Below are 12,412 nucleotides of genomic sequence, written 5' to 3'. Positions count from 1 at the left end.
TAAAGCAAATTGAAGAATAAACTTCAAGGAGTGTATTAAATATGAATAGATTTAATATTAAAGAAGTTGAAAATACTATAGGACTTTCTTTTAATGAAAATAAACTTTTAAAAACTGCATTAACTCATAGTTCATATGCAAATCAACATAAGGATCAAGAATATAATGAGCGTTTTGAGTTTTTAGGAGATGCAATATTACAATTATGTGTAACTGAGTATTTATTTTTAAATTATAAAAATAAAAGTGAGGGTGAATTAACTAAAATTAGAAGCTTAATTGTATGTGAAAATTCCTTATATGAAATAGGGAAAAAATTAAACCTTGGTAATTTTTTAAGAATTAGTAGAGGAGAAGAATTGACAGGGGGGAGAGAAAGGGTTTCTATTATAGCTGATTCAGTAGAAGCTTTAATAGCTGCCATATATTTAGATAAAGGTTTAGAGTTTGTTAAAGACTTTATATTAGGATATTTTGAAGAAATAATAACAATGGCAATAAATAATGATATAGTCTTAGATTACAAAACAAAATTACAAGAAGAACTTCAAAAGTCAGGAGAAGTTTCAATTGTATATGAACTTTTAAAATATGAAGGTCCTCCTCATAGAAGAAAATTCTTTACAGCTGTAATAATAGATCATAAAGAATTTGGACGAGGTGAAGGATACAGTAAAAAAGAATCAGAACAAAATGCTGCAAAGGCGGCTTTGAAAGTTTTGGAGGAAGTTAATGAGTAGAAAATACTATATTATTCCTATATTTATATCTCATCAAGGATGTCCTCATCAATGTGTTTTTTGCAACCAAAATAGAATTGCAAAAGAAGTCATTGATGAAGTAACAGGAGAAGAAGTTAAAAAAACTATCTTAGAGTATCTAGAAACTATAAATAATAAAGAAGCTACAATAGAAGTTTCATTTTTTGGAGGAACTTTTACAGCTATAGATGTAAATAAGCAAAAGGAACTTTTAGCAGTAGCAAAAGAGTTTAAAGAAAAAGGGCTTATTCATAAAATAAGAATGTCTACAAGGCCAGATGCTATAAATAGATATATATTAGATTACTTAAAAGAATTTAAGGCAGATATAATAGAGCTTGGAGTACAGTCATTAGATGATGAAATTCTAAAATTATCAGGTAGAGGTCATACAGCAGAAGATGTTTATATAGCATCAAAGTTAATTAAGGAATATGGATTTACATTAGGTCATCAAATTATGCCAGGTCTTCCAGGAGATAGTTTTGATAAGGATATTGAAACAGTTAAAAAGTCAATAGAAATGAAACCAGATCTTTGTAGAATATATCCGGCTCTTGTTATAAAGGATACTCCTATGGAGGATATGTATAATAGAGGGGACTATATTCCATATAGCCTTAAAGATGCAGTTTACATATCAAAAGAAATGTATAAGTTATATAATTCGGCTAAAGTTCAAGTTATAAGAATAGGGCTTCAACCTACAGAAACTATAACTTGGGGAAAAGATATTATAGATGGTCCTTTTCATCCATCTTTTAGAGAACTTGTAGAAAGTAACTTAATGTGTGATGAAATAAAGTCAAGAGTAGCATCAGAAGATGATATAATAGTAGAAGTTAATTCTAAAGATTTAAGTAAATTATATGCTAATAAAAAAGTATATTTTAATGAACTTAAAGCAAATCATAAAGGAAATATAATAGTATCTACTAAAGATAAGTTAAAAAGAGGGACATTAAGAGTTATTGTAGTTAAAAAAATAGAAGAGGTAATAATATAAGGTAGGCATAAAAGGCCTACCTTATATTGATATTTTAAAAGATTTACTATAAACTTAAATAATAGATAGTGTAAAGTTTCGTATGAAAAAATAGCTTATGGCTAATTTGGAATAATAGTTAAAAATATCTTTATAATATCTAAGAAAATTTTAAAATTGAATATGCTAAAAAGACCTTCGGTAACGGAGGCAAAAACTTAATCAATATTTGATTTTATGATTTATCAAGAAGTTTGTGATTCTTGCATATGTAATATGGTTTGTTGACCGAGACTGATAAGAATTTGCCACTTTGCAGACATATTGTCAATACCATCTAGTTGCTTTAATTCGTTTAAAGGGCGCCAGTAATTGTAAGGATGCGGGCGTAAGAAGTTGTAATAAGCAACCCAAAGGGAGAAGCCATAAAGAGCACCTTCATCACTTCCATAACCACAGGTACCCCTGTAGGAAGATTTAAAGGTACGGTTTAAACGCTCTACAACTTGCTTAACCCAACGAAATTCTTCAGATACTGGATCATCGTTAGTAAGTCCGATAACTTGAGTTAGATTAAATTCTTTATTTTTTTCTAATTCAAATTGTTGCTTCGCTAACGGATATGAACTGTAACCATCGGCAACGAAGTTTAAAGCTTTTCCAGGGAAGTCTTTAAACTTATCAAAAGCCATACGCATTGCTAGTATACAAGGGCCAGTATCTCTTGTATCAGATACTTGATAACCTAGAATAGACCTTTTACAAGCATCCATTACAATCCAGACATAATGCTTAATGCCTTTTACTTTTATATAAGTTTCATCGGCAGAAAGTATTTTAGAGGGTTTGTAATCAAAGGTATCAACAAACGGCTTAATAACAGCAGCTGCTGTTAGAGCATAATTAGCAACAGTTCTATGTGAAATTTTTATTCCATGAACTTCTTTTAAAACATGAGCTGTTTGTCTTGTAGACATTTTACAATTAACGTGATAAGTCAAGCATAGTCCCATTATATGCGGGCTAAACTTCTTAAAACTAAATCCGGTAGCATGTTTTGATATTGGATATAGATCCATTTTAAAGAAGTTAATATTAAATTCACGATATATGTAATGAAGCTTATACTTGTATTTATCACAAGGATCAATATTCTTTGGAAGATTCTTAAGATTTCTTTGATAGTATAAGCATTTAGAATTATTGCATTTATGTATTTTAAAGTGCTTGCGTTGCTTTTGTTCCGTAAGCGTAGCACCGCAATAAGGACATATAAATACTATTGGTTTAGTTGTGTGATTAGTTTCTTTAAATGTAAGACCACAAACTTTACATTGAAACTGTCCTTTACTGCCATTGTTATCGTATATATATTCATGTGGTGCACCACACTTAGGACATTTAGTTTTTTTAGGGATAGACTTCCCGTTCCGTCTTTGGACGGGTTTTACGGTCTTGTTATATTTATGTTTGTAATAAGCTAAAAGTAATATATAGTCTACCTTTTCAAATCTAATAATTGTGGGTAGCTTATCTACTTTGAATTTTTGGTATTCTGGACTATTAGAATCATCAAATATCATCTGGTTAAGTGGAATATGTTTTGAGATGAATAAAAGTAATTGACCGATAATGGCAATTAAATATTGATTATAAGTAATTAAATAAGTTATAATTGAATCCATAATAACGACATCCTTTCATGTGTGATTTTGTTTGGTTAGAGATTCAATTTTAACATGAAATTAGGGGGTCGTTATTTTTTTATACAAAAAAACTGGCGAAACCTTGATATATAAAGATTTAAAAAGAAAAGTAGTGTAAAAAACTTTACACTAACAAATAATATAGAGGAGTGATATTATGAAAAAACAAACAAGACAGAAAATGATATATATAGTTACTATAATTATGACAGTTATGTTTAGTGTGAGTTTATTAGTATCATTAGTTAGATAAGGAGTGGACTTATGTTTTTAAAATCCCTAGAAATTAGAGGTTTTAAATCTTTTGCAGATAAAACCCAGTTGAAATTTAAAGAAGGTGTAACTGCTGTAGTTGGACCAAATGGAAGTGGTAAAAGTAATATATCTGATTCAGTTAGATGGGTACTTGGAGAGCAAAGTGTTAAAACACTAAGAGGTGGAAAGATGGAGGATGTAATATTTGCTGGTACTCAATTTAGAAAGCCAGTAGGTCTTGCACAAGTGTCATTAACCTTAGATAACTCTGATAATTCGTTAGATACAGAATATAATGAAGTAACTGTTACAAGGAGAATATTTAGATCAGGAGAAACTGAATACTTAATAAATAATAAGAAATGTAGATTAAAAGATATAAATACATTATTTATGGATACAGGTATAGGGAAGGAAGGATATTCTTTAATTGGACAAGGTAAAATTGAAGCTATATTAAGCGGAAAACCAGAAGATAGAAGGTCACTTTTAGAAGAAGCAGCAGGGATAGTTAAATTTAAATCAAGAAAAGAAGAGGCTGAAAAAAAGTTATCAAATACAGAAAATAACTTAATTAGAATAAGGGATATAATAGCTACATATGAAGAGAGAGTAGGTCCTTTAAAGGAAGAAAGAGAAAAGGCTATTAGATACAAAACTTTAGCAGAAGATTTAAAGGTTAAAGAGGTATCAATTTTAACATACTACATAGAAAAAATAGAAGAAGAAATAAAGAACATTAATAAAGATATTATAGAACGAAAAGATGCTGTAGAAAAAAAGAGATTAAAACTTCAAAAATATAAAGAAGAACTTTTAGATTTAAATAAAAATATAGAACAACTAGAAAATAAAAATGAGCATGAGAAAAGGGAGTACTATAACAAAAAGGATAAGCTTACTAAAAGCTCTAGTGATATAGAGATATTTAAAGAGAGAATAAATAATTTAAATGAAAGTATAGAAAAGGATAAGTTAAGTTTAAAAGAGTTAGAGGAAGCTTTAGTAAATTCTAATAATGAAAAGGATATACTTTTAAAGGATTTAGAAGTAAAAATAAAAAATCAACAAGATAAAGAGCAAGAAATAGAGGCTTTAGAAAAAAGTATAAGGGATTTAAGTAATGAAATTAAAGAAGTATCAGATACTCTTAAAGTTTTAAAGGATGATGAATTTGAAATATTAAGAAAAATATCTGAGATAAAAAATAGTATAGTGATTTTAGAGAAAGATATTATAAGTAAAAATCAATTAAGTGCTAATGGTGAATCAAACTTAAAGACTATAGAGGGAAATATAAGCATTAACTTAGCAACAACAAAAGAAATACAAGAAAATATAGAAAATGCTATTAAAGAAAGACAACAAATTCAAAATGATATACTAGAAAATAGAAAAAAAATAGCTATATTAAATGGAAATGTAACGAAAAAAGAGCTTTTAATAAAAAATATTACAAGAGAAACAAATACACTGCAAGGTAAGCTTACAACTCTTAAAGATTTAGAAAAGAGTTATGAAGGATATCAAATGTCTGTGAAAAGGCTTATGGAAAGAATTGAAACAGGCAAAATTAAAGAAGGTTTAGGAACTAAAGTTTTAGGAGAAATATTTTCTGTAGATAGGGAATATGAAACTGCGATAGAAATTGCTTTAGGTGGAGCGATATCTAATATAATTACTAAAGATGAAACAATTGCAAAATTTCTTATAGAATATTTAAAGAAAAATAATCTAGGAAGAGCAACCTTCCTTCCACTTAATATAATTAAAGGAAATAGGCTAATAGTACAAAAGGAAATCCAAAATATAGATGGGTATTTAGGCATAGCTTCAGATATATTAAAGTTTAATCCTATCTTTAAAGATATAATGGATTATTGTCTTGGAAAAACTATTATTGCAAGAGATATGGATTCAGCTCTTAAAATATCTAAATTAGGAAAATATAAAATAAAAATAGTTACATTAGCAGGTGAAGTTATAAGTTCAGGAGGAGCTTTAACTGGTGGTAGTATATATAAAAAAAATAATTCAAGTATTTTAGGTAGAAGAAGAGAACTTTTAGAACTTGAAGAGCTAATATCCAAAAACAAAGAAAAATATGAATTAGAATTTAAAAATTTAAAAGAAATAAAAATGCAAGTACAATCTTTAGATGAAGATAATTTAAATAAAAGTGATGATGTGCATAGCAAAACTATAGATATTACTAAGTTTGAAGGGGAAATAAAAGCTTTAAAAAATGAAGCTTTTAAATTAAAAAATTCCTTAGATGTATCTAAAAAAGAACTTTTACTTAACAAAGATAATTTAACTAAACTTAAAGAACAAGTAGTAGATAAAGAGAAGAAACTATATGAACTTGAAAATAAAAATGAAGAAAATAAAAATAGGGTTATAGAACTTCAAAGTAAACTAGAAGATAAAAGTAAAAAGGTTGAATTAGACAAAGAAAATAGTATAAAACTAAAGATAGAAAAAGCAACATTAGATGAATCTCTTCAAGGAAAATATTCTGAAATAAAAAGAAAAGAAAAAGAAGAGATTGAAAGAGAAGAAAAAATTAAATTTTTAAAATTAGAAGCTAGGGAAAAAGAAGAAAGTATAGTATATTTAAATAGACAAATTGAAGAAAAAGAAGATTTAATAGAAAAGTATAAAAATAGAATAAATACTTTAGATGAAGTTTTTAAAAATGATGAAATAGAAAAAATCTCTTTAAAAGATAAATCTAAAATAAAAGAGGGACTAATTAATGAATTAGTTGATATAATAAGAGTTGAAGAAAATGAATTAAATAAAAAAGAAATAGCAAATGCCAAAAGTGAAAGTGAAAGAGATGGATATTATAAAAAGTTAAATGAAGAACTAAATCTTACTTTAGCAGAAGCTATGGAGATTGCTATAGAAATTTCTAGTGTTTCTAAAATAAAAGATGAAATTTTCATTTTAAAAAGCAAAATTACACAACTTGGAACTGTAAATTTAGCTGCAATAGCAGAATATGAAGAAGTTGTAGAAAAATATGAGTTTATGTCTTCACAAGAAGAAGACTTAAATAAGGCTAAAGAGGAACTTTTAAGCGTTATAAGTGAAATGACAGTTAAGATGCAAGGCTTATTTAAAGAAAACTTTAAGATATTAAATGAAAACTTTAATGAAACTTTCAATGAACTTTTTAAAGGTGGAAATGCTGAACTTATACTTTCAGATGGAGATGAATTAACAGCTAATATAGATATTAATGTTCAACCTCCAGGAAAAAAACTTCAAAATATAAATCTAATGTCTGGTGGAGAAAAAGTTCTTTCAGCTATAGCTCTTTTATTTGCTATATTAAAGATGAAACCAACGCCGTTTTGTATATTAGATGAAATAGAAGCAGCACTTGATGATGCTAATGTTTATAGATATGCAGAATTTTTAAAGAAGTTTTCAAATAACATTCAATTCATAGTAATAACTCATAGAAAGGGAACTATGGAGGCAAGTGACATAATGTATGGAATCACTATGGAGGAAAAAGGAGTATCCAAAGTAGTTTCAGTAGATTTAACTAAAAACAATTAGGAGGATAAAGCAGTGTTTGGAAAATTTTTTGACAACTTAAAAACAGGACTAACTAAAACAAGAGATGCGTTAACAGATAAAATAAATGAAGCGTTAAATCTTGCAATTACAATTGATGATGATCTTTATGAAGAACTTGAAGAAATACTAGTAATGTCAGATATAGGTATGGAAACTACCATGGATATTATAGATGCATTAAAAGCAAAAATAAGAAAAGAAAAGATAAATGATACTAAAGAAGTTTATCCAGCTTTAAAAGCAGTTATAAAAGATATGCTATTAGAAGGAGTTTCAGTACCAGAAAAGAAAGATGGTAAAGAAGTTCTTTTAGTTATAGGGGTAAATGGAGTGGGAAAAACTACTTCAATTGGAAAACTTGCAGCAAAAAATAAGGCTGAAGGTAAAAAAGTTTTACTTGCAGCAGCAGATACTTTTAGAGCAGCTGCGATAGATCAATTAGAAGTTTGGAGCAAAAGAGCAGAAGTTGACTTAGTAAGACATCAAGAAGGCTCAGATCCCGCTGCAGTAGTTTTTGATGCTATTACAGCTTCTAAATCAAGAAATGTAGATCTTTTAATATGTGATACAGCAGGTAGACTTCATAATAAAAAGAATCTTATGGATGAGCTAGGTAAGATAGGAAGAATAATTGAAAGAGAATATGAAGGTGCAAATAAAGAAACACTATTAGTATTAGATGCAACAACAGGACAAAATGCAGTTATTCAAGCTAAGCAATTTATGGAGGTATGTCCTATAGATGGTATCATATTAACAAAGTTAGATGGTACAGCTAAGGGTGGCGTTGTAATTTCAATTAAAAACACATTAAATATTCCAGTTAGATACATTGGAGTAGGAGAAGGTATTGATGATCTTCAAGAATTTGATGCAGAAAGCTTTGCAGAAGCATTATTTTAAAAAAAATTAAAGTGTTAAGTAAAAATACTTGACAGGTTAGAATGGTTTTGTTAAAATCTCTTTTGTGGGTAAGGTGATATTTATGGAAGATAGAGTTGAAATCTCTATATTAATGGATTTTTATGGACCCTTGTTAACTGACAAACAATATAAAATCATGGAGCTTTATTACAATGAGGACTTATCTTTAGGTGAAATTGCTGAATTAAATAACACAAGTCGTCAAGCTATTCATGATTTGATAAAGAGATGTTATAAACAATTTCTATCCTATGAAAGTAGACTTAACTTACTAAAGAAGAGTTTAAATAGAGAAAAAGTAATATTAGAACTTTTAAAGGATTTGAAAGAAAAGTATTCTCTTTCAGAAGAGGACTATGAAAAGTATAAAAATACTTTAGAAGATTTATAATCATAGGAGGGTTAACATGGCTTTTGAAGGTTTATCCGATAAGTTACAGGAAGCATTTAAAAAGCTTAAGGGCAAAGGAAAGCTAACTGAAAAAGATATAAAAGAAGTCATGAGAGAAGTAAAGCTTGCGTTATTAGAGGCTGACGTTAACTTTAGAGTAGTTAAAAAATTTATATCAGCTGTTAGCGAAAAGTGTGTTGGTAGTGAAGTTTTAGAAAGCTTAACACCTGCACAACAAGTTATAAAAATCGTTAATGACGAACTTACTGATCTTATGGGTGGTAGTGAAAGTAAACTAAACTTTTCTTCTGTAGGACCTACAGTAATTATGATGGTAGGGCTACAAGGGGCAGGTAAAACTACAATGAGTGGTAAACTGGCACTACAATTAAGAAAGCAAAATAAAAAACCTCTATTAGTTGCATGTGACGTTTATAGACCAGCAGCTATTAAGCAATTAGAGGTTGTAGGAAAGCAAATAGACATTCCAGTTTTTCAAATGGGTGATAAAGTTAGCCCAGTAGATATTGCAAAAGCAGGTATTGCTAATGCAAGAGAAAACGGAAATAATGTTGTAATAATAGATACAGCAGGTAGACTTCATATTGATGAAGAATTAATGGGAGAACTTAAAGATGTTAAATCTGAAGTAAATCCAAATGAAATATTACTTGTTGTAGATTCAATGACAGGTCAAGACGCTGTTAATGTTGCTGAAAGTTTTAATAATTCATTAGATCTTTCTGGTGTTATATTAACAAAACTTGATGGAGACACAAGAGGTGGTGCAGCTCTATCCATTAGACATATGACTGAAAAGCCAATTAAGTTTATTGGGGTAGGGGAAAAAATGAGTGATCTTGAGGTATTCTATCCAGATAGAATGGCATCGAGAATACTTGGAATGGGAGATGTTCTTTCATTAATAGAAAAAGCACAAGCAGCTTTTGATGATAAAGAAGCCCAAGATTTAGGGGCTAAAATGCTAGAGAATGATTTTAATTATGAAGATTATTTAACAGCAATGGAACAAATGAAAAAGTTAGGTTCTTTAAGCAAGATAATGGAGATGATTCCAGGGATGCCAAAGGAACTTAAAGATGTAGATTTTGATGCAGGAGAAAAACAATTAGCTAGTGTAAAGGCTATAATATACTCCATGACACCAAAAGAAAGAAAAAATCCTAAACTTTTAGTTGGATCTTCTTCAAGAAAGAAAAGAATTGCTAAAGGATCAGGTACATCATTACAAGAAGTTAATAAACTCATTAAAGGCTTTGATATGATGAGAAAGCAAATGAAGCAAATGAAATCATTACAAAAGAAAGCTAAAAAAGGATTCTTAGGAAAGTTACCTTTTATGAGTTAATATAAAAATTTAACCTTTAAAGGAGGTGAAAATAACATGGCAGTAAAGATTAGATTAAGAAGAATGGGAGCTAAGAAAGCACCTTTCTACAGAGTAGTAGTTGCAGATTCAAGAAGCCCAAGAGATGGTAGATTCATCGAAGAAATAGGTTACTACAACCCATTAACAGAACCAGCTGAAATCAAAATCAATGAAGAAAAGGCTACTAAATGGGTACAAAATGGTGCTCAACCTACAGATGTAGTTAAGAGACTTTTCGCTCAAGCAGGAATCAATAAGTAATTTTTAGGAGGTGACTCTGTAATCTATTTATAGATTTACAGATGTTTATGAAGGAATTAGTTGAAGTAATAGCTAAATCCCTAGTGGATAATCCAAATGAAGTTCAAGTAAATGAAATTCAAGGAGAGCAATCAATTATTCTGGAACTAAAGGTTGCTCCTGCAGATATGGGAAAAGTAATTGGTAAACAGGGAAGAATAGCAAAAGCTATTAGAACTGTTATCAAAGCAGCAGCAGTAAAAGAAGATAAAAAAGTAGTAGTAGAAATTATTGATGTAAAGAGTTAGGAGCTTCCTAACTCTTTTTACACATATAAATTAAAATACGTTAAGTTTATACTTAAATTAATATAATATACATAATAAAATACGTTAAGAGGTGAACGTTTTGAGAGATATTTTAAGGGTAGGTAAAATAGTAAATACTCATGGGTTAAAGGGAGAAATGAAAGTTATACCACTTACAGATGATCCTAAAAGATATAATGACTTAGAATCTGTATTAATTAATGGTGAAGAAAGAAAAATTTTAGGTTGTAAATTCCAAAAAGATAGAGTTATAGTGAAGATAGAAGGTATAAACACTATAGAAGAAGCAGAAAAGTATAAAAATAAATATATGGAAATATATAGAGAAGATGCGGTTGAACTAGAAGAAGACTGTTATTTTATAGCAGATTTAATAGGATGTACTGTAATTGATACAGAGGGGAAAAATTTAGGCAAAATATATGATGTACTTCAAACCAAAAACAATGATGTGTATTGGATAAGAGAACCTAAAGAATTATTAATACCAGTTCTTTTAGATATAGTTATAGATATAGATATGGAAAATAGAATAATAACAATTAAACCAGTTGGAGAATGGCAAGATGAAGATTAAGATTCTTACATTATTTCCTGAAATGTTTGCTATTTTTAATCATAGCATTATAGGAAAAGCAAAGGAAAAGGGAATAGTTGATATTAAAGCTATTAATATTAGAGATTTTACTTTAAACAAACATAAAAAAGTAGATGATTATCCATATGGTGGAGGAGCAGGAATGGTTATGACTCCTCAGCCTCTAGTAGATGCTATAAGACATTGTAAAAAAGATGACCATAGTAAAGTTATTTTTTTAGGGCCAAAGGGAAAAAAGTTTAATCAAAAATTAGCACAAAACCTTTCTAAGGAAAAAGAACTTATATTTATATGTGGTCATTATGAAGGAATAGATGAAAGAGTTTATAAATATATAGATATGGAAGTTTCTTTGGGTGATTTTATATTAACAGGTGGAGAAATGGCTGCTATACCAGTAATTGATTCAGTATTAAGATTATTACCAGGCGTTTTAGGAAAAGAAGAAAGCTATATGGATGAGTCTTTTTCAGATGGGTTATTAGAATATCCTCAATATACAAGACCAGAGGTTTTTGAGGGTGATAAAGTTCCAGAAGTTTTACTTTCAGGGCATCATGAAAATATAAGAAAATGGAGAAGATTACAATCATTACTTATAACAAAAGAAAGAAGAAATGATCTATATAAAAAGGTTAAATTAACAAAGGAAGATATGAAAATATTAAATAAAAATATTGAAAGATAATAATAATTATGTTAAAATAACCTTTGTGTTAGTACGGGCGGTCCTCTGTCAAAAGGTATTTGTTAAGAACGTCAAAAATTTATACAAGGAGGGACTTACACAATGAACGAAATATTAAGAGCTATTGAAGCAGAACAAATCAGAAATGATCTTCCAAACTTTAAGGTAGGAGATACTGTTAAAGTATATGTTAAGATCAAAGAAGGAAACAGAGAAAGAGTTCAAATGTTCGAAGGAACAGTTATAAAGAAACAAAACGGTGGATTAAGAGAAACTTTCACTGTAAGAAGAGTTGCTTTAGGAACTGGAGTAGAAAGAACTTTCCCAGTTAACTCACCAATAATCGAAAAGATGGAAATAGTTAGAAAAGGTAAAGTTAGAAGAGCTAAATTATTCTACTTAAGAGATAGAGTAGGTAAGGCTGCTAAAGTTAAAGAATTAAAGACTAGATAATTATATTTAGTTGATAGGAAGGGACTTTAATAAGTCCCTTTTCTTTAATTTAAGGGAAATAATGTTGAAAAATTAAAATAATAAAATTTTGGATATAA

12 protein-coding genes are annotated in these 12,412 nt (G+C 28.9%); 11 read left to right on the top strand and 1 reads right to left on the bottom strand.

Going from position 1 to position 12,412, the window contains the following annotated elements:
- The first annotated feature begins 41 nt into the window (after window positions 1-41).
- Both rnc and BTM21_RS06365 read left to right on the top strand, forming a co-directional pair.
- Window positions 42-740 carry a ribonuclease III gene (gene rnc, locus BTM21_RS06370; protein WP_021875540.1) on the top strand — a complete coding sequence of 233 codons (699 nt, stop codon included), beginning with the start codon at window positions 42-44 and terminating at the stop codon, window positions 738-740.
- A complete protein-coding gene (locus BTM21_RS06365; protein WP_079481318.1) occupies window positions 733-1,767 on the top strand; it encodes an elongator complex protein 3 in 1,035 nt (344 codons plus the stop codon). The genes rnc and BTM21_RS06365 overlap by 8 nt, the downstream gene beginning before the upstream one ends.
- Before the next feature lie 224 nt (window positions 1,768-1,991).
- On the opposite strand, the gene BTM21_RS06360 is transcribed toward BTM21_RS06365, so the two are convergent.
- Window positions 1,992-3,431, bottom strand: a complete 1,440-nt coding sequence (locus BTM21_RS06360; protein ID WP_079481036.1) for a DDE-type integrase/transposase/recombinase — start codon at window positions 3,429-3,431, stop codon at window positions 1,992-1,994.
- Window positions 3,432-3,716: 285 nt separating this feature from the next.
- Here BTM21_RS06360 and smc point away from each other — a divergent pair, with 285 nt between their 5' ends.
- The 9 genes from smc (at window position 3,717) to rplS (ending at window position 12,314) form a co-directional block, all read left to right on the top strand.
- Window positions 3,717-7,280 carry a chromosome segregation protein SMC gene (gene smc / locus BTM21_RS06355; RefSeq protein ID WP_021875542.1) on the top strand — a complete coding sequence of 1,188 codons (3,564 nt, stop codon included), beginning with the start codon at window positions 3,717-3,719 and terminating at the stop codon, window positions 7,278-7,280.
- A 12-nt stretch (window positions 7,281-7,292) separates the two neighbouring features.
- Window positions 7,293-8,204: a signal recognition particle-docking protein FtsY gene (gene ftsY / locus BTM21_RS06350; protein ID WP_021875543.1), complete on the top strand. Its 912-nt coding sequence runs from the start codon at window positions 7,293-7,295 to the stop codon at window positions 8,202-8,204.
- 82 nt (window positions 8,205-8,286) lie between these two features.
- Complete coding sequence (locus BTM21_RS06345) at window positions 8,287-8,616, top strand: putative DNA-binding protein (RefSeq protein ID WP_021875544.1); 330 nt, start codon at window positions 8,287-8,289, stop codon at window positions 8,614-8,616.
- A 16-nt stretch (window positions 8,617-8,632) separates the two neighbouring features.
- On the top strand, window positions 8,633-9,985 hold the full coding sequence (gene ffh, locus BTM21_RS06340) for a signal recognition particle protein (protein ID WP_021875545.1): 1,353 nt from the start codon (window positions 8,633-8,635) through the stop codon (window positions 9,983-9,985).
- Between the two features lie 36 nt (window positions 9,986-10,021).
- Window positions 10,022-10,267 (top strand): 30S ribosomal protein S16, encoded by a 246-nt coding sequence (gene rpsP, locus BTM21_RS06335; protein ID WP_021875546.1) that lies wholly within the window; start codon window positions 10,022-10,024, stop codon window positions 10,265-10,267.
- A 47-nt stretch (window positions 10,268-10,314) separates the two neighbouring features.
- Complete coding sequence (locus BTM21_RS06330; RefSeq protein WP_021875547.1) at window positions 10,315-10,554, top strand: KH domain-containing protein; 240 nt, start codon at window positions 10,315-10,317, stop codon at window positions 10,552-10,554.
- Window positions 10,555-10,654: 100 nt separating this feature from the next.
- The gene (gene rimM, locus BTM21_RS06325) at window positions 10,655-11,152 is read left to right on the top strand and encodes a ribosome maturation factor RimM (protein WP_021875548.1); all 498 of its coding nucleotides are present in this window, start codon (window positions 10,655-10,657) and stop codon (window positions 11,150-11,152) included.
- Entirely contained in the window at window positions 11,142-11,861 is a 720-nt protein-coding gene (trmD, locus tag BTM21_RS06320) for a tRNA (guanosine(37)-N1)-methyltransferase TrmD (protein WP_079481319.1), read from the top strand. The genes rimM and trmD overlap by 11 nt, the downstream gene beginning before the upstream one ends.
- 102 nt (window positions 11,862-11,963) lie before the next feature.
- Window positions 11,964-12,314 (top strand): 50S ribosomal protein L19, encoded by a 351-nt coding sequence (gene rplS / locus BTM21_RS06315; RefSeq protein ID WP_021875550.1) that lies wholly within the window; start codon window positions 11,964-11,966, stop codon window positions 12,312-12,314.
- The last annotated feature ends 98 nt before the right edge of the window (window positions 12,315-12,412 follow it).

Origin of the sequence: Clostridium chauvoei, from assembly GCF_002327185.1 — a bacterium.
Taxonomy (GTDB): Bacteria; Bacillota; Clostridia; order Clostridiales; family Clostridiaceae; genus Clostridium; species Clostridium chauvoei.
The sequence above is the reverse complement of the archived record's forward strand: the minus strand, read 5'-3'. Positions and strand labels throughout refer to the sequence as shown.

Bases quoted from the DNA above. Each gene is read 5' to 3' on its own strand.
- trmD (WP_079481319.1), top strand. From the start codon at position 11,142: ATGAAGATTAAGATTCTTACATTATTTCCTGAAATGTTTGCTATTTTT.
- ffh (WP_021875545.1), top strand. From the start codon at position 8,633: ATGGCTTTTGAAGGTTTATCCGATAAGTTACAGGAAGCATTTAAAAAG.
- BTM21_RS06365 (WP_079481318.1), top strand. From the start codon at position 733: ATGAGTAGAAAATACTATATTATTCCTATATTTATATCTCATCAAGGA.
- rplS (WP_021875550.1), top strand. From the start codon at position 11,964: ATGAACGAAATATTAAGAGCTATTGAAGCAGAACAAATCAGAAATGAT.
- BTM21_RS06330 (WP_021875547.1), top strand. From the start codon at position 10,315: ATGAAGGAATTAGTTGAAGTAATAGCTAAATCCCTAGTGGATAATCCA.
- rnc (WP_021875540.1), top strand. From the start codon at position 42: ATGAATAGATTTAATATTAAAGAAGTTGAAAATACTATAGGACTTTCT.
- BTM21_RS06345 (WP_021875544.1), top strand. From the start codon at position 8,287: ATGGAAGATAGAGTTGAAATCTCTATATTAATGGATTTTTATGGACCC.
- smc (WP_021875542.1), top strand. From the start codon at position 3,717: ATGTTTTTAAAATCCCTAGAAATTAGAGGTTTTAAATCTTTTGCAGAT.
- rpsP (WP_021875546.1), top strand. From the start codon at position 10,022: ATGGCAGTAAAGATTAGATTAAGAAGAATGGGAGCTAAGAAAGCACCT.
- BTM21_RS06360 (WP_079481036.1), bottom strand. From the start codon at position 3,431: ATGGATTCAATTATAACTTATTTAATTACTTATAATCAATATTTAATT.